18 protein-coding genes are annotated in these 17,805 nt (G+C 44.3%); 9 read left to right on the forward strand and 9 right to left on the reverse strand.

Annotated elements, in window-relative coordinates; genetic code table 11:
- Positions 1 to 19: 19 nt before the first annotated feature.
- Both ATY38_RS06360 and ATY38_RS06365 read left to right on the forward strand, forming a co-directional pair.
- Entirely contained in the window at positions 20 to 1,357 is a 1,338-nt protein-coding gene (locus ATY38_RS06360) for a peptidoglycan DD-metalloendopeptidase family protein (RefSeq protein ID WP_062558573.1), read from the forward strand.
- A 123-nt stretch (positions 1,358 to 1,480) separates the two neighbouring features.
- Positions 1,481 to 2,560, forward strand: coding sequence for an anhydro-N-acetylmuramic acid kinase (locus ATY38_RS06365; protein ID WP_062558574.1), 1,080 nt, complete (start codon positions 1,481 to 1,483; stop codon positions 2,558 to 2,560).
- Positions 2,561 to 2,582: 22 nt separating this feature from the next.
- On the opposite strand, the gene erpA is transcribed toward ATY38_RS06365, so the two are convergent.
- The 6 genes from erpA to rplM all read right to left on the reverse strand — a co-directional run bounded on the left by erpA (position 2,583) and on the right by rplM (position 6,224).
- On the reverse strand, positions 2,583 to 2,927 hold the full coding sequence (gene erpA, locus ATY38_RS06370; protein WP_013648548.1) for an iron-sulfur cluster insertion protein ErpA: 345 nt from the start codon (positions 2,925 to 2,927) through the stop codon (positions 2,583 to 2,585).
- A gap of 57 nt (positions 2,928 to 2,984) precedes the next feature.
- On the reverse strand, positions 2,985 to 3,449 hold the full coding sequence (locus tag ATY38_RS06375; RefSeq protein WP_013648547.1) for a bactofilin family protein: 465 nt from the start codon (positions 3,447 to 3,449) through the stop codon (positions 2,985 to 2,987).
- 12 nt (positions 3,450 to 3,461) lie between these two features.
- A complete protein-coding gene (locus tag ATY38_RS06380; RefSeq protein WP_235590410.1) occupies positions 3,462 to 4,055 on the reverse strand; it encodes a DUF6776 family protein in 594 nt (197 codons plus the stop codon).
- Positions 4,056 to 4,256: 201 nt separating this feature from the next.
- Positions 4,257 to 5,285, reverse strand: coding sequence for an N-acetyl-gamma-glutamyl-phosphate reductase (gene argC / locus ATY38_RS06385; protein ID WP_062558575.1), 1,029 nt, complete (start codon positions 5,283 to 5,285; stop codon positions 4,257 to 4,259).
- A 107-nt stretch (positions 5,286 to 5,392) separates the two neighbouring features.
- Entirely contained in the window at positions 5,393 to 5,785 is a 393-nt protein-coding gene (gene rpsI, locus ATY38_RS06390) for a 30S ribosomal protein S9 (RefSeq protein WP_062558576.1), read from the reverse strand.
- A gap of 4 nt (positions 5,786 to 5,789) precedes the next feature.
- Positions 5,790 to 6,224, reverse strand: coding sequence for a 50S ribosomal protein L13 (rplM, locus tag ATY38_RS06395; protein ID WP_062558577.1), 435 nt, complete (start codon positions 6,222 to 6,224; stop codon positions 5,790 to 5,792).
- Between the two features lie 291 nt (positions 6,225 to 6,515).
- Between rplM and ATY38_RS06400 the strand changes: the two genes are divergently transcribed.
- Complete coding sequence (locus ATY38_RS06400) at positions 6,516 to 8,222, forward strand: glutamine--tRNA ligase/YqeY domain fusion protein (protein ID WP_235590411.1); 1,707 nt, start codon at positions 6,516 to 6,518, stop codon at positions 8,220 to 8,222.
- 91 nt (positions 8,223 to 8,313) lie between these two features.
- Here ATY38_RS06400 and gloB read toward each other — a convergent pair whose 3' ends face one another.
- Positions 8,314 to 9,087 carry a hydroxyacylglutathione hydrolase gene (gloB, locus tag ATY38_RS06405; protein ID WP_062558578.1) on the reverse strand — a complete coding sequence of 258 codons (774 nt, stop codon included), beginning with the start codon at positions 9,085 to 9,087 and terminating at the stop codon, positions 8,314 to 8,316.
- 93 nt (positions 9,088 to 9,180) lie between these two features.
- Here gloB and ATY38_RS06410 point away from each other — a divergent pair, with 93 nt between their 5' ends.
- The 5 genes from ATY38_RS06410 to ATY38_RS06430 all read left to right on the forward strand — a co-directional run bounded on the left by ATY38_RS06410 (position 9,181) and on the right by ATY38_RS06430 (position 13,115).
- On the forward strand, positions 9,181 to 9,957 hold the full coding sequence (locus tag ATY38_RS06410) for a class I SAM-dependent methyltransferase (protein WP_062558579.1): 777 nt from the start codon (positions 9,181 to 9,183) through the stop codon (positions 9,955 to 9,957).
- Positions 9,954 to 10,418 carry a ribonuclease HI gene (rnhA, locus tag ATY38_RS06415; RefSeq protein ID WP_062558580.1) on the forward strand — a complete coding sequence of 155 codons (465 nt, stop codon included), beginning with the start codon at positions 9,954 to 9,956 and terminating at the stop codon, positions 10,416 to 10,418. The genes ATY38_RS06410 and rnhA overlap by 4 nt, the downstream gene beginning before the upstream one ends.
- A 16-nt stretch (positions 10,419 to 10,434) precedes the next feature.
- A complete protein-coding gene (gene dnaQ, locus ATY38_RS06420) occupies positions 10,435 to 11,172 on the forward strand; it encodes a DNA polymerase III subunit epsilon (protein ID WP_062558581.1) in 738 nt (245 codons plus the stop codon).
- Between the two features lie 269 nt (positions 11,173 to 11,441).
- Positions 11,442 to 11,669, forward strand: coding sequence for a DUF2798 domain-containing protein (locus tag ATY38_RS06425; RefSeq protein WP_062558582.1), 228 nt, complete (start codon positions 11,442 to 11,444; stop codon positions 11,667 to 11,669).
- A gap of 81 nt (positions 11,670 to 11,750) precedes the next feature.
- Entirely contained in the window at positions 11,751 to 13,115 is a 1,365-nt protein-coding gene (locus ATY38_RS06430; protein WP_082633008.1) for an NAD-dependent succinate-semialdehyde dehydrogenase, read from the forward strand.
- Between the two features lie 17 nt (positions 13,116 to 13,132).
- Here ATY38_RS06430 and ATY38_RS06435 read toward each other — a convergent pair whose 3' ends face one another.
- A complete protein-coding gene (locus tag ATY38_RS06435; protein ID WP_062558584.1) occupies positions 13,133 to 14,245 on the reverse strand; it encodes a lytic transglycosylase domain-containing protein in 1,113 nt (370 codons plus the stop codon).
- Positions 14,246 to 14,441: 196 nt separating this feature from the next.
- Between ATY38_RS06435 and ATY38_RS06440 the strand changes: the two genes are divergently transcribed.
- Positions 14,442 to 15,764, forward strand: coding sequence for a porin (locus tag ATY38_RS06440; protein WP_062558585.1), 1,323 nt, complete (start codon positions 14,442 to 14,444; stop codon positions 15,762 to 15,764).
- Between the two features lie 159 nt (positions 15,765 to 15,923).
- Here ATY38_RS06440 and ATY38_RS06445 read toward each other — a convergent pair whose 3' ends face one another.
- A complete protein-coding gene (locus ATY38_RS06445) occupies positions 15,924 to 17,324 on the reverse strand; it encodes an alginate export family protein (protein WP_235590412.1) in 1,401 nt (466 codons plus the stop codon).
- Between the last annotated feature and the right edge of the window lie 481 nt (positions 17,325 to 17,805).

Raw genomic sequence — 17,805 nt, forward strand, 5'->3', positions numbered from 1 at the left:
GACTGGAGGTACTTCATAGATGCTATATACGCCTATTAGCAGTAAACAAAGGATTCTAGCTCAAAAATCATCTAAATTAACAAAAAAATCAATTCGCTGGCTGGTGGCTCTCTCCAGCATTCCACTTTTTGGCATTGTCACAGCATTTGGTATCGCACCTAACTCTCCGTCATTCGGGGAAATTCCCGTAGAAGAAATCGTTCTTGATCTTGATTTATCCATTCCCGATGCGCTTGCCGAAGCACAATCCAATCAGTCTTTCTGGCGCCAGGAAAGCATTCGGCGCGGTGATACGATTGCGGCAATCTTGAACCGATTGGATGTCAGCAGCGAAGATTCTACCTATTTCCTTCAAGCAGCACGCGATAGCCGTGCGATGCGGCAGCTGAGACCCGGTAAAACCGTTTATGCACAAACGACCGCTGAAGGTGAGTTGTTATCATTACGCTATTTCTTCGGGAACGAAGAACTGTTTTTGATGGAAAAAACAGACGATGCCTTCAAGATGACGGAACAGCCGATTGAGTTGGATGCGCAGATTCACATGAAATCCGGTGTGATTAACAGTTCTCTGTTTGGTGCGACGGATAATGCGGGCATACCGAACAATATTGCCATGCAGTTGACGGAAATATTTGCATCAGAAATCGATTTTTACCGGGATTTGCGCCAGGGAGATCGTTTTACCATAGTTTATGAAACTTTCTCAAACGATGGTAGACGTGCTAAAACGGGCCGGGTGCTGGCTGTTGAGTTTGTCAACAAAGGAAAGTCTCATCAGGCGATCTATTTCAAATCATACAATGGTGCAGAGGGGTATTACACCCCCGAAGGTGAAAGCTTACGCAAAGCATTTTGGCTTTCGCCGCTTGCCTTTACGCGCGTAAGTTCCGGTTTTACGAACAGACGTTTTCATCCCATACTTAAAGAGTGGCGCGCCCATCGTGGTATTGATTATGCTGCTCCCACCGGCACACCTGTAAAAGCCACGGCAAGTGGAATTGTGGCATTCTCCGGTTCGCAAAGAGGTTATGGTAATCTGATTGTGCTCAAACATAATGGTAAATACGAAACCGCCTATGGCCACCTTTCCCGGTTTGCAGCCGGATTAAGTAAAGGTAAGCGTGTAAACCAGGGAGACGTGATCGGTTATGTGGGCTCGACAGGTATGGCGACAGGGCCGCATTTACATTATGAATTACGAGTGGATGGCGTGCAGCGTGATCCAACTAAAGTGGTTTTGCCAACCGCACCACCGATTGCGAAGCGTGATTTAAATACATTTAAAGATGAAACCCATGCCTTGCTGACTCGCTTAAACATCATGCGCAGTATTCATCTCGCTGCGATAGAGTAATTATTATTAAGTTTGTTAATTGACGGTTTGTTTCAATGAGCAAATCGTCAATTTCTTGATGGAAATTGACTTCTAACTTTTCCCGCTATACCCGAATAGTTGAAACCCGTTTACTACCTAGGCATGATGTCGGGCACCAGTCTGGATGGTGTGGATGTCGTGCTGGCGGATTTGCGGGCGACTACCCCATTATTATTGGGGACTTGCTATTGCCCCTATAACGATGATCTGCGTGAAGCATTGCTGCTGTTGCATCAGCCTGGTTACGATGAGCTTCATCGGGCGGCAATGCTCAGCAACCAATTGTCTCGTTTATACGCGAAGGCAACTGCAGATTTGCTGGAAAAAACGGGTGTTTTAGCAGCACAAATTGTTGCCATCGGGTGCCATGGGCAAACGATCAGGCATTGCCCCGAACCGGAAAAGCGCTATACGATTCAGCTTGTCAATGCGGCTTTGTTAGCTGAATTAACCGGAATCACAGTGGTTGCTGATTTAAGAAGCCGTGATATCGCTGCGGGTGGTCAGGGTGCTCCGCTGGTACCTGCGTTTCACGAAGCTGTTTTCAAAAGTTCAAGCCGTCATCGCGTAATCGTTAATATTGGCGGCATAGCTAATATCACGAATCTTGATCCTTATCATGCAATTACGGGGTTTGATTGTGGACCAGGTAATTCATTGATGGATGCGTGGTGTTTGCAGCATACTGGAAGAAATTATGACCAAAACGGGCAGTGGGCGGCAACGGGTCGGGTTATTCCTGATTTATTAGATGCTTTACTATCAGCTCCTTTTTTTGCCCAGATACCTCCCAAAAGCACGGGTCGGGATTTGTTTAATCTCCGCTGGTTGGAAGATAAGCTGCAATTCAGTGAAGAATCACCGGAAGATGTTCAGGCAACGTTGTTACAATTAACCGTCATGTCGATTGCTCAAGCCATCGATATGCACTGTTTGGGTGCGGAAGAAGTTTATGTATGTGGTGGAGGGGGACATAATTCTCTACTGATTAATCGGCTTGCTGAAATAATGTCCGGAAAAAAAGTAGCGCTGACCGATCAACTCGGCATAACGATCGATTGGGTAGAAGCTTTTGCATTTGCGTGGTTGGCACAGCAAGCGATTTTGCGTAAACCAGGCAATCTGACAGCAGTTACCGGTGCAAAAGGAAGCAGAATTCTAGGAGCGATTTATCCCGCCTGAAATTTCGGATGCGGGATATGCGTTATACCGAAAATGATGATCCGCAGCCGCAAGTGCTGGTAGCGCCAGGGTTCTTGATGATGAACTGAGCGCCCTGTATATTTTCTTGATAATCGATCTCGGCGCCGATCAAATACTGAAAGCTCATAGGATCAACCAGTAGTTTGACGCCATTTCGCTCCATTACAGTATCATCTTCACTGATTGATTCATCAAAAGTGAAGCCGTACTGAAAGCCTGAGCAACCGCCACCGCTGATAAAAACTCTGAGATTAAGATGGTCATTGCCTTCTTCCTCGATCAGTTGTTTGACTTTCGAGGCTGCATTTTCAGTAAAAGTGAGCGGGATATTCAATTCAGTGTTCATATTAATTTCTGCAGTAGATGTCAAATTATGGATTGCAAGTACTATACAACATATACATCAGGGTGTATCTTTTTCAGCAGCAGCATGAGTGTGCGGCTGATCGCTTGCTGGAGCTAATGTTATCATTTTCTCTGATGGTTGCGTGTCTTCTATATCCAGCGTGTGTTGATGAATCATTTTCCCCGCAACGGAGGCCCCGAGCCGGATCTCCAAAGAACCATAATGAACATCGCCGTATACTTTGGCTTTTTCCTGTAGTTCCAGATATCCTAGCGCGTCAATGGGACCGGTCACTGTACCATTAATGACGACATTAGTAGCTTTTATTTTTCCCTTGATACTGCCTTCATTGCTGAGCACCAGTGTACTGTGTTCGTCATCGGTTGCAAAGATGTTTCCTGTAATATGTCCATCGATTCGAAGACCCCCCGTAAAATGAATATCGCCTGAGATCGTTGTGTTTGCGCCAATTAGGGTATCGATATGATGATGTAGCTGGTTTTTCTTTTTTCTACCGAACATTTCTTTTCTCCTTCACAATGCCGGTTGTATAGTTTCCGATAGTATGGCTTTCTTGTCACCATTTCTAAAAACTTCTACCTGAATATTTTCTACGATGGAATTCGGTGGTACTTTAAAAAATTCTTCCAATCTGTGGAAGAACTTAAAGATAACAGGAAAATCTTGTTGCTGATTTTTTTTCGTGAGGGGTAGTACCTTGCTTTGATCATTCTGCGTCAGTTTAACAGTAAACCTTAAGTTTCCCTTAAAATCATTCGGTCTTTCTCCTCCTTGAATTAATGTCAATGCATAGCGGTATTCACCAGGGGTTTGCGTTTCTTTTAAGCTAAATTGATAAATTGAAATACCACTTTTTGTATTGCTGGCGATGAGGTGTTGGAAAAATTCGAGTTTTTCTTTTAATTGATCATTTTCACTAGCAAGGGATTTTATTTCTTCCGTAAGATTCTGGTTAGCTGTGTTGCTGATTTGTAGTTGCTGAGTCAAATCACCAATCTGAGCGCATAATTTTTGTTTCTTGGTTTGTCTGCATGTTCCAGGATCAAATAAGTAGGCTAATTTTTCTTCAAGAGCATCTTCTGGTGTGCTGATGGATTGTCTTCCCATTTCGTACATGAACCAAGAAAGCAGCAACAGCAAGGTACAGCTAACGATCATACCGATCAGGTATGACTGCCAGGTCCGGCGAGGACGAACAACGACACGTGGGGATAGAATTTTAGGTTTTCTCTGGAACAACTTATACACCGGGCACTCTGCGGAATTCGGCTTAATTGATCTGGATATGATATCGGGAGAATTTTATTCTCAAGGTAACAGCGGTACCTGATTAATCCCCAGTGTTTCAGGCAGGTCAAACATGATATTCATGTTTTGTATGGCCTGCCCTGCTGCGCCTTTGACCAAATTATCGGTTACCGATAGTACCACAACTGTGTCGCTATTTTGCGGTTGATGAACGGCGATGCGACAAATATTTGAACCACGTACAGAGCGGGTTTCCGGGTGCTTCCCGGCAGGTAGCACATCAACAAAAGCCTCATTCTGGTAGCGTTTCTCGTACAAGGCTTGCAAGTCAACCTGCTGGATTAGTTTGGCATAGAGCGTGGCATGGATGCCGCGAATCATCGGTACCAAATGCGGAACAAATGTTAGGTTAACTGGCTTCTGGGCAATATTGGAAAGCCCTTGCTTTATCTCGGGCAAATGGCGGTGCCCCGGAACGCCGTAAGCTTTGAAGTTATCAGATGCTTCTGCGAGCAGGGTATGAATTTCGGCTTTACGTCCCGCACCGGAAACGCCTGATTTGACATCAGCGATGAGGTGGTTGACATCAATGATGCCGGCTTCTATCAGCGGCAAGAAACCAAGTTGTACCGCAGTAGGATAACAGCCGGGGTTGGCGATAAGACGCGCATTTTTTACCAGTTCGCGATTAATTTCCGGTAAGCCATATACTGCTTCAGTGATCAGGGTGGGACAAGCGTGCTGCATGCCGTACCATTTTTCCCATTCTGCAATATTTTTGATGCGGAAGTCTGCCGCCAGGTCAATCACTTTAACACCTGCTTGCAATAAGGATTCTGCCTGTTGCATGGCTATGCCGTTAGGTGTGGCAAAAAATACTAAATCGCATTTATTGAGTTTTGCATCTGCGGGATCGCTGAATTTAAGGTCGATATGTCCCCGTAAGTTGGTAAACAAATCCGCGACATTTATGCCAGCCTCGCTCCGTGAGGTGATCGCTTTGATTTTTACTCTAGGGTGTAAAACTAATAACCGTAGTAATTCCACGCCGGTGTATCCTGTTCCACCAACAATACCGACATTAATCATTGTGACTCCTGTTAAGTTTTCAGCAGATACTGTTTATTTCTTAATAACACAAACAAAAAAGCCACCTGATTGAGGCGGCTTTTGGGGTGAAATACGATACGAAAGAATCATCGTTTTGAGAATTGTTTACGCCGCCGTGCCTTACGTAAACCAACTTTCTTTCTTTCTACTTCACGTGCATCACGGGTTACCAAACCTGCTTTACTTAGGACAGGCTTAAGTGTCGCATCATAATCAATCAGTGCGCGAGTAATACCATGGCGAACCGCGCCCGCTTGACCTGATTCCCCGCCTCCATGAATATTCACCATAATATCAAATGAACTGGCATTATCAGTTAATTCCAAAGGTTGTCTTACAATCATGCGACCTGTCTTGCGGGAGAAATAATCATCAATGGGTTTATTATTAATGACAATTGCGCCTTTACCAGGTTTGATAAAAACGCGTGCAACAGCACTTTTACGTCGTCCGGTACCGTAATTATATTGAGTGGCCATAGGGTTAAGCTCTAACTTCAAGTGGTTTGGGTTGTTGAGCGGCATGTGGGTGAGTATCACCAGCATAAACTTTGAGTTTCTTTAACATCGCATATCCCAAAGGACCTTTCGGCAACATTCCTTTGACAGCTTTTTCAAGTGGGCGTGCGGGAAAACGCGCGTGCATTTTGCCCAGAGGGGTTGCATAAATACCGCCCGGATAGCCGGTGTGACGATAGTAGATTTTATCTTCCAGCTTGTTACCGGTAACTTTCATTTTGTCGATATTGACCACAATGATGTAATCACCGGTGTCAACATGCGGTGTATAGATTGGTTTATGCTTGCCACGCAGGCGATGAGCAATCTGCGAAGCAAGACGCCCTAATATTTTATTGGTTGCATCAATGACGAACCAGTCATGGTTCACTTCGTGTGGTTTGGCCGAAAATGTTTTCACGAAAAACTTGTCCTGCGAATTCAAAAAGAGCCGGGAATTCTATGTCAGACGTCGAGAAAAGTCAAATTCGGAAAGCTTTATTTTTACCACGGCATCAAATATCTTGTTGCGGTCGAGAAAGTGATAGGGCGTGTTTACTGAAGAATAGTGGATTTTGTATTGATCGCCGCTATAATCATGCTGTACTGAGAAGAAAAATGACATTTGAAGAAGAGTTTTGAGTAAGTTTCTGATCAGCCGAATAAATTAGTAGTATTTTCCCACTCTTAAAAATATGCCGAGAGATACGCTTTGAAAGAGAAATCTGAAACCAATTTGCACATTGAATCAACGCCCTCCAATTTTATTCGTAATATCATAGAAGAAGATAATCGTTCCGGCAAATGGAATGGACGTGTAGAAACGCGCTTTCCGCCCGAGCCGAATGGTTACTTGCACATTGGCCATGCCAAGAGTATTTGTTTGAATTTTGGCATTGCGCGCGACTATGGTGGTGTTTGTCATTTGCGTTTTGACGACACCAATCCGGAAAAAGAAGCGCAGGAGTACGTCGATTCGATTTGTGACAGTGTTTCCTGGTTGGGTTTTGATTGGGGTCAACATCTTTATTATTCTTCAGATTATTTCAATCAGTTATATCAGTTCGCCGAATATTTGATCGATTGTGGAAAAGCTTATGTGGAAAGTCTCTCTGCTGATGAAATACGTGAATTGCGTGGCACATTGACTCATCCCGGTAAAAATAGTCCTTTTCGTGATCGTCCGATTGCAGAAAGTCTGGATTTGTTTCGGCGGATGAAAACAGGAGAATTTCCTGACGGACAGTATGTATTGAGAGCTAAAATTGACATGGCCTCACCCAACATCAATATGCGCGATCCGGTGATCTACCGTATTCGTCACGTACATCATCAACGCACTGGCAATCAATGGTGCATTTATCCAATGTATGACTATACACACTGCATTTCCGACGCACTGGAAAGAATTACGCACTCATTGTGTACACTCGAATTTGAAGACCACCGGCCATTATATGATTGGGTGCTGGATCAACTGGGTGATAAAGTGCCATGTCATCCCCAGCAGATTGAATTTGCTCGCCTCAATTTGACGTATACGGTAATGAGTAAGCGCAAGTTGATCGAGTTGGTGGAAAACAAGCTGGTTGACGGTTGGGACGATCCCCGGTTAAGCACGCTTGCCGGGGTGCGCCGCCGAGGATTTACGCCACGTGCTATTCGGTTGTTTGCCGAGCGTATTGGTATCAGTAAGGCCGATTCCTGGATAGATATGGGGGTGCTGGAAGATTGTCTGCGTGAAGATCTGAATGAAAATGCACCGCGTCGCATCGCCGTTCTTAAGCCAGTCAAGTTGATTATTGATAATTACCCGGAGAATTTGCAAGAAGATTGCTTTGCGCCCAATCATCCGCAAAAGCCGGAATGGGGAAAACGTATCATTCCATTTTCTAAGATTTTGTATATTGAGCGCGATGACTTCATGGAAGTGCCGACTAAAGGGTATTTTCGCCTTGCGCCTGGCGTTGAAGTACGATTGCGTTATGCTTTTATCGTCAAGTGCGTACAAGTGGATAAAAATGCACAAGGTGATATTGAAGCCATCCATTGTACCTACGATCCGGATACCAAAAGTGGAACTCCTGGTGCAGAAAGCCGCAAGGTTAAAGGCAATATTCACTGGCTTTCAGTAAAATACGCGCTGGCAGCAGAAATACGGCTTTATGATCGTTTGTTCACCGATCCATACCCGGATAGTGGTGGCAAGGATTATAAAACTTCATTGAATTCAAATTCGAAGCAAATCATTGCCGCGTATGTAGAGCCATCGCTATGTGAAGCGAAGCCTGAACAAAGCTTTCAATTTGAGCGTAATGGCTATTTTATTGCTGATCGAATGGATATGAGATCGGATAAGCCGGTGTTTAACCGAGCTGTAACTTTACGGGATTCGTGGGGAAAATTGACAGATAAGTGACTGCTTTTTTGCTTTATTATTGCGGATTAATAAATCAATCAATCTAGATTTCTGGGCGCTCGTTCTTTTCAGTATCGATCTTAACTGAAATTTAGAATTTATTTTTCCATTCGCGTAATACCTTGAAAACATTATCCGGATTTTGCATGGGTTGGGCAGAATAATTTTGTGCGCTGTTAATGATTGGCTGGTGTTCGCAACGCAGGAACGGATTAATTGCTTTTTCGAGCGAGAGTGTTGTCGGAATTGTTGGAATATTTTTGTGACGTAATTTTTGTGCAGTGATTGCGAACTCGTTAAGTTTTTTATTTTCTGGATTAACAGTTCTGGCAAATGCTATATTTCCCAGAGTGTATTCATGTGCGCAGTAAATTAAGGTAGCATCCGGTAGCCGGGAGATTTTTTGTAGTGACTGATAGAGTTGCGTAGCAGATCCCTCAAATATTCTTCCGCAGCCACAAGAAAAAAGTGTGTCGCCGCAAAATATCATATGCCATGGATCCGATCCATAATAAGCGATGTGTCCCCGGGTGTGCCCGGGTGTATCCAACACTGTGAGATTGAGCGATATCTCGGGTAGGTTTACGATATCATTTTGTTGCACCGGGTTTGTTATAGCGGCGATTGATTCATTGCCAGGTCCGTATACGGGGATTTCAAACAACTGAAGTAATTCCGCTATGCCTCCGGTGTGATCGCTATGGTGATGGGTAATCAGAATTGCACTGGGTTGCAGTTTCTTTAATCGAAGATACTCAATCATCGGAACTGCGGTACCCGGATCAATAATGATCGCATAATTTCGATTGTGAGCTATCCATATGTAATTGTCTTTAAATGCAGGTACTGGGTGTATATTCAGCATGAAAGCTCCATTTAAAGAAGATGCCGTAATGAAAAATGTTAATTGATATCACCAAATAGTGTAAATTCTGATATCGAGTAAGCGATATGGTTCATGATGATTGCGCAAAATGTTCAGCAATGGTTTGAGTCTTCTCTTGGTCAATATTTGATTGAACATGAGCACCGTTATTTTGATCAGGTTGTAGCGAATATCTTTGGTTACAATGCGGTGCAGATAGGTTGGCCGCAGTTTGATTTTTTACGTTTGAATCGCATGCCTTTACGTTTTTCCGTTGGTTCGGAATGTGAAACTTCGGTACGAGCTGAAGCGGGTTTTCTTCCTATTCAGACTAGCAGCATGGATCTCGTTATTTTGCCCCATGCGCTTGAGTTTAATGCAAATCCCCATCAAATTTTAAGAGAAGTGCATCGAATCCTGATACCCGAAGGCCATCTCGTTGTTTCAGGATTTAATCCCTTTAGTCTATGGGGTGTCTGCCATCATTTAAAGTCAATGCGGGAGGAATTTCCGTGGAATGGAGATTTTATTGCATTATCGCGACTTAAAGATTGGTTGAAATTACTGGATTTTGAGATGGCTGGTGGTCGGCTTTGTTGCTATGTGCCGCCATTCAAACAAGAAAAATGGCGGCGGCGGTTTGCTTTTATGGAGGCTGCAGGGGATCGCTGGTGGCCAATTTCAGGCGGGGTATATTTCTTGCATGCCATTAAACACACGCACGGGATGCGAATTATCAAACCTGATTGGAGAAATTGTTTAGATGCCAAGAGAAAGATGGTGCCGATTGCTCGGAGAATTATCAAAGCCGCTAAGGAAAAGCAATCATCAGGCAATTCAAATCGGATTGATGATTTAAATAAATCATGATTGGTAATGTTTCTAAGGTTGTTGAAATTTATACAGATGGTGCGTGTAAAGGAAACCCTGGGATTGGGGGATGGGGGGCATTACTGCGATACGGAGATCACGAACGGGAAATTTTTGGAGGAGAGAAACTTACTACCAATAACCGGATGGAGCTACTTGCGGCCATTCGTGCTTTAGAGTCTCTGAAGCGCCCTTGTAAAATACATTTGCATACCGATTCCCAATATCTGCAAAAAGGTATCAGCGAATGGCTTGATTCATGGAAGGCACGCAACTGGCGTACTGCAGATAAAAAACCGGTTAAAAACGAAGATCTGTGGAAACTGCTTGATCAATTAACCCAACAGCATGAAATTGAGTGGTGTTGGGTACGCGGACATTCCGGACATATTGATAACGAACGTGCTGATCAGCTGGCTAATCGGGGTGTGGAAATGATAATTTCTGAAGAATTGCATTAATGTTAGGAATGAGGATATGCGTCAAATTGTGCTAGATACTGAAACAACAGGCCTGGAATGCAAGCTGGGTCACCGCATTGTTGAAATTGCGGCTGTTGAGTTATGTAATAGACAATTTACCGGTAGCCATTTTCATTACTATCTCAATCCGGAACGGGAAAGTGATGAAGGTGCTTTGCAAGTTCATGGCCTAACGATGGAATTCCTTCAAGATAAAGCAAAATTCTATGAAATTTCCAAGGAGTTCTTGAGTTTTATCAGCGATGCTGAGCTAATCATCCATAATGCTCCATTTGATGTAGGATTTATCAATCATGAATTAGGATTGTGCAATTTAAAAGCACTCGATAATTATTGCTTGCAAATAACCGATACGTTGAAGTTAGCGAAGGAGCTTCATCCTGGTAAACGCAATAACCTTGACGCTTTGTGCGAACGATACAATATCGACAATTCAAAGCGTAAGTTACATGGCGCATTATTAGATGCTGAATTATTAGCTGAAGTTTATCTTGCGATGACTAGGGGGCAAGAAAGCTTGTTGATCGAGCTGGATTATGTTGAATTAGTACAGCATTCGCAAATAGACCTGGATGGTTCTGATTTAAGAATTATTGAAGCGACCGCGGAAGAAAATGCACGGCATTGCGGGATACTGGAAGAAATTGCGCGAGCAAGTAACAATAAATGCCTGTGGAATAATCTTGGTACCGCAGAGAAGTTGGATGATAAATCAAGCATGGCGCGTAATTAATAAATCACGCGTATGTGATTATTTTCCTTGCTAAATTCCATGGGGTGGAAGTGATGGTGTTTGAATGTCTGGTGTCCGGCATTTTATATCGGGACGTACAGCTGCCATTTCAGCGGCTCCGAAAATTTGATTCTGACTAGTTATTGGCATGGGCTTGGTACAGTTATTTAGAATGCACAAATGAGCAGCATGAAATTTGAGAAATTCTTCACATAAACTTGTTTACAATGCCGAATTAGTAGCTCCGGGTTAGTAATAACAGGATTTGCATGAAACAAAAACTATTAGCGCATTGTATTTATTGTTTGCTGATGTCCACCACAATGACCGGATGTGTATCTGCCATTGTTACTGCCGTAAATCTTGGTTTTTCTGGTGCCTTTCTCGAACACTGGTTTTATTCGTGGAGTATTGCATTTCCAGTTGGCTTTGTTTTGTTGCTTTTTGTGTCGCCGTACTTCAAACGTATCGTAGAAGCATTCATACATTATGATTAATACAGAACAAACAATGGAATGAACGCGTTTGCCGGTTAAATTATTATTTAAAGTTACTCGATAAGGCTTTTTCTGATATCAATGCAATCCATCAATCCGGCCACAGGTCAAATCATACAATCGTTCTCAATTTGGCAAGCCGAAGAAATCGATGCAGTCCTGAAGCACGTGGAATCTGCGCAGATTGAATGGTCTGCGTTTAATTTTGCGCAACGATCGTGCTTAATGCACAATCTCGCACAAATCTTCCGTCAGCGCAGCGAGGAATATGCCAATCTGATTACCGAAGAAATGGGTAAATTGCTCAAGGAAGCTAGAGCGGAGATAGAAAAATGTGCAATAGGGTGTGAGCATTACGCTAATCAAGCTGAATTCTACCTACGCGATGAAATTATTGCCTCTGATGCCAGTCGCAGTCTGGTGGTTTATCAGCCTCTGGGCACTGTGCTTTGTATCATGCCGTGGAATTTTCCCTTCTGGCAATTAATTCGCGCTGCTGCACCGGCAATGATGGCGGGTAACACGATAGTGCTTAAGCATGCATCAAATGTGCCGCGATGTGCGCTGGCATTGGAAGATGCATTCCGTCAAGCAGGATTTCCTGAGCATGCTTTCCGCACACTGATGGTTAGCGCCGAGCAAGTGCAAGCAGTGATTGCCGATCGAAGCATTGCCGCCGTCACCTTGACAGGCAGTAGCACAGCAGGTCGCAAAGTCGCCGCTATTGCCGGGCAGCACTTAAAGAAATGCGTGCTCGAATTAGGCGGTTCAGATCCATTTATTGTGCTCGATGATGCTGATATCGAGTCGACGGCCCAGCAAGCCCTTGTGGCTCGTTTACAAAATATGGGGCAGAGTTGCATTGCCGCTAAGCGTTTTATTCTCATCGATACAATTGCTGATGCCTTTGTCGAACAATTGAGCATACTCTTTAGCCGGCTGCAAATCGGTGATCCGAAACACGAAGCGACCGGTATTGCACCCATGGCACGGGAAGACTTGCGCAATGAACTGCATGAACAAGTTGAACGAAGCCTGGCAGCAGGTGCGAAGCTTGTATCCGGCGGTACTGTTACCGGTACCGGTATACAAGGTTCATACTACGCACCGACAATTCTGGACCATGTGCGACCCGGGATGGCGGCGTTTGATGAGGAATTATTCGGACCGGTCGCCGCAATCGTGCGCGTGAAAGATACGGATGACGCGATCCGATTAGCCAATCAAACGCAATTTGGTCTTGGCGGCAGCGTGTGGACACGCAATACGGCACGTGGAGAAGAGCTTGCGCGACAGATTCATGCCGGTTCCGTGTTTGTCAACGGTATCGTCAGAAGTGATGCGCGCCTACCATTCGGAGGTATTAAGGAATCCGGCTACGGACGGGAATTGTCGTATCATGGAATTCGAGAATTTGTGAACATTAAAACAGTGTGGATCAAATAACGGTTAATACCAAATCATTACCAAACGGTATGCAAGCCCGGTATGCCGATGCGCTGGATGTGGATAGCATTATTACCTTCTTCGTAAGCAAGCAATTTGCCTTCTTTGTGCCAAAGGCGAAATGCCAGCGAGTAAGACAGCACCCGGATCGGATAATCGCGCGGCAAAGTCTGTAAATAGGGTTGTATTGTGGTGAAATCGACCGCACCATATTGTTGCATGATAAAACGTAACCCTCCATTTGCGGGGCCGATATTATAGGCCAGCAATCCCAAAAAAAGATCACCTTTCATTTCAGCCAGATAATGCTTAAATGTAGCTGCGGCGACAAAGGCATTATGGCGGGAGTTATCCAAGGCTATTTTTTCCGTACCCAGCTGTTTGCGTGCCTGCGCAATAACCGTTTCCGGAACGCGAGTGATTTGAAATAGCCCTTTGCCCCCGTCGCTGCTGTCTCGCGGAATGAAAGAGGATTCCGTCGCGGCAATACCGTGTAGCAGATTGACATCGATATTAAAAGAGCGGGCAGCATCTTCGATCGCCTGCCGATATTCCTGCGACCGGTTAACCATTTTTTGCAGCTGTGCGGTATCGTGCCGTCGGTAGGCGGCGTAAACCTGGTGTGCAATTGTCACTCGTCCGGCTTCTTCCTTGCCGCCTACTAAGGTGCGGAAATGACCATAAGTCAGTGTGAATTGATCGTGCGTAACTAGCCAGGAGATCAGCAATGCCAGTGCCAATGATAAACCCGGGGTCAGAAATTCCGAATGCAATTGCAACCACTTTCTCAGTTTCCACCAGCCAATCAGAAAAAGGCTTGCTGCTAATATCAAACCCAATATACCGGCAGTAAATGGCAGCAAGTTAACAAAAAAATTGGTACCTGAGAACCGGCTGGCGGAATAGCCCAGTAACATGATGATGGCACAGAATGCTGCAATGCCCAAGCCCAATAATTCAATACCGGTCAGCAGTATTTTTCGTCGGAATCTGCCGGGTTGAGTTCTTCCGGTTCGTCTCCTCAGTTTGTGGGTATTACTGATACTACGCACAACTTTTGTTCGCTTGCGTTTCTGTTTTGGTTTGATGTCGCCGGATTCAAGATTATTAAGCGGATTTGTTCTGTTCATTGATATAAAGTCTAAGCAATTGAATCAATGATAACTACATGGATGATGTAATTTATTCCATTAAATTTTACTAATGGTTTCACTGAAAAGAAAATAAGGGTTTCCCCGGTATGCAACATTGTCCCGGTTACGTTAAGGTGCGTCTCTGTCATTTTACGTTGAGTTATTACAATCAGGAACATAAGGCGAGAAGAAAATGCATAACGCGTGCAAATATAACAAAACAAGGTTATATGCCCATACTGGAATTCTGTTGCTTTTTTTGTTGAGCATCTGCAATGCTCATGCCAATAGTTTTCCAAATCTGCTTAAACAAAGCGGTCTGGAATTAGGGGGTTGGATCAACGGCGGTGCGACATATAATGCCAACAATCCTGCAGATGGTTTCAATGGGGCGGTCACCTTTGCCGATCGTGCCAATCGGTTTCAATTAAATCAGCTCAATATATTTTTACAACGGAATGTCGAATCGGAAGGTACAAAGTGGGACCTCGGCGGCCGCTTTGATTTTTTGTTCGGTACTGATGCCATCTACACCCAGGCTTTTGGCATCTCTGCATTCGATGAGAATACCGGGGAACCTTCAAATCGGGGAAACTGGGATCTGAATTTGTGTTGCAACTCGACGCGTACGTATGGAATCGCGTTGCCGCAGGCCTATTTAGAGGCTTACGTGCCAATGGGCCGTGGCCTCAACATCAAAGTTGGACATTTCTATACTCCCCTAGGATATGAAACCGTTCCGGCACCGGATAACTTCTTTTATACACGCGGATATATTCTGAACAGTGGCGAACCGTTTACACATACCGGACTTCTAGGCAGTCACACGATTAATCGAAACTGGCAAATTCAGGGCGGTGCAACCACTGGCAGCGCGACGGGCGGTTGGGATGGCGGTTTTGATAAGCAACTCGATAACTGGGGCGGGCTGGCAAATATCTTGTGGAACAGTGACGACAGACGAACTGCGGCACAACTCGGCGGCACTTATGGGCGGACAGCTACCGATGAACCCTGGCTAATGTATAGTGTTGTTCTGCAACACTGGCTTACGCCCAAGACTCATATGGTGTTGCATCATACCCACGGTTGGGCGGCCAATATCAATTTGCCGGGTGGAATCCAGAATGCTGCATGGTATAGCATCAATACGCATCTGACCTATGATCTGCTGCGCGATTTGTCTGTCGGCATTCGTATGGAACGCTTTCATGACCGCAACGGCTGGCGTGTTTTTTCACCTTATCGTATATTGTCCGCGTTGAACAACAAGGGGGTGAGTTACGCAGGAAATATCCCTTTCATAAGTGCACCGGCAGATTATTATGCAGTTACCTTAGGTATGAACTGGAAGCCGATAAAACGATGGAATAAAGGCTGGAAGCCTATTCGCAATATTAATATCCGGAAAAATATCCGTTATGATCGTGCGGACGGTATTGACATGGCATTTCGTCCGTTCGACGGTAAAAAGGATCAGTTTCTGTTTTCATTGGATGCAACGATTCCATTTTGAATGGTCGCCAGCATAGTGGCCGGACAACAATGGATCCCAGTTACAGGAATCCATTTTTTGTCAGATAACGAAACATATAGCATTGTGAAGCCAATTCATTCTTTCTGATTCCTTATTGTTTTTTTGCATGATTGGCAAGAATATTTTTAATGTGAAGTACTAAAATTTAATAGTCGCCATGGTATATCCATAGTTCGTATCCGCCATGCCCGGGCTTTGTGGGACTTTATCGAAATAGTCGCCTTTGAATATATGACTATATCCTATATCAAAGCTTATGCGCTTTAAGTAACTCCACTGAGGAGCCCACCCCACACTGATATCAAGCATATTGCCCAAGAAAGTGCCGGCTTGCCCCGTCGGATCTTGTAGACCGCTGCCTACATACGCGCCATGTTTATTGGCTAACCAGTATGCGCGATGAGACATCATAAGTCTGACATCAGGGCGCGGTATAAAGGTTGCGCGAAAACCTACCGGTGAAATCAGATTGGAGGGAAAGAATGGTCCGAACATACCGGTGGGGCCATATTCCACACGGCGTTTAGCATACAAGATATCAAAATTCTTATTGGGATCCTGGCTTCCTGATGAAAAATCGAATAGGTAAACTAATCGTAATGGCATTGAAGTTTTAAAGCTATAGCCTATTTCACCATGATGGCGATGTGCAAAAACCTTGGTATCCTGGGTATCGCCAAACTGATACATGGATTCAATTTCATAATCCATTTGTCCTGCCACCGGCTTGGCAAACAATCTAAAGCCGGTGGTGGATAGATTACGTTTCCTGAGCTTATTTCCCTCATTTAATTGCAGGAAATAATAGTCCACGTTAGCCCAGGGTAGATCACGATTCGTAACCTGCACGCCTGAAAAATAAGTTTCAGGCGTATTCCAATCCATATGCGTTGGTTCTCTATTGACCGGGCGGGTGCCAAATACCTGCAGACCCCATTTTTCCTGGTCGTTTCCTACTACAAGTCGTATCCCATCAAAAGTGGGCGTAAAGGGTCCCCATCGATGACCCCCTAACAGCCTTGCTTCTCCAGTTTCCAGCAAAAATCGACCCACTTCAAATGTCGCGTTATAGCCTGTTCCTAGAAAATTCTTGAATAAATAATCGAGATGAAGCTGGGTAAAATCAAAGTGATTGGCAAAAAGTGGGGATCGGTCTTGTCCAAAATTTGCTAATGGCGCGCGTATATCTGTCAATTCGAGGGTAAACTTGAGAGGTTCTATGATATTTTTGATTTCCATCAAAAACCTTGTCCGCTGATGAATCTGATCATTAAAACCCGGGATAGCTCTGGTGAAACCATTATCGTAGGCGTCATAGCGCGTCCGATGTTCAACCGCCAAATCGAGCCAATTGGGCGTTATGGCAGACAGTGGATTTTTATGATTCTCCATTATCTTAGTCAGATTATCAAAGTCAAACCGAGTTTCCCCTACGGTTTCTTGTGCACTGAATGGCGCTCCATTAGTTTCTTTGGGTATTTTGTGGCTCCTGGCAATAACCGAGGATTTTTTGGTTTTCTCTGTTTCCGCAAGTTTCATTTCAGCGGCAACAGCGCTGTTATTCCCGATAATGCATCCCAAGATAAAAAAAATTATCCAGTGGATTAAGATTAACTGCCTATTCCTTAGGGTCATTCGTTTACGCTCCTATCATTTTTTCAAAAAAACTCTATACGAAATAATACTGAAGAAGCGCGAGACGGAATATTCGGTCTGACACGTAAGGGCAATTCCTTATATGCATAATATTAAATAAGATATTTTGTAAATTGGATTTGTGCTGATCCAGCCATACCCTGATGGAGGACGTGCTCGAGTATCAACTAGTAGGCTATAGCCAGGGTATCCAAGACAGCGATTATTAATCCGGATTGGAATTTGCTGACAGCCGCTACATTAATGCGTATCAGCTTCTAGTACGGGTGCAGCTGGAAAGAAGAAACAGCGGATAGGGTATGGATAGAAGCCGTACGACGAGGGCCCTATAAAGAAAGAATCATCTAACGGTTGATAGTAGGCA

This window comes from Nitrosomonas ureae (assembly GCF_001455205.1).
GTDB classification, from domain to species: Bacteria; Pseudomonadota; Gammaproteobacteria; order Burkholderiales; family Nitrosomonadaceae; genus Nitrosomonas; species Nitrosomonas ureae.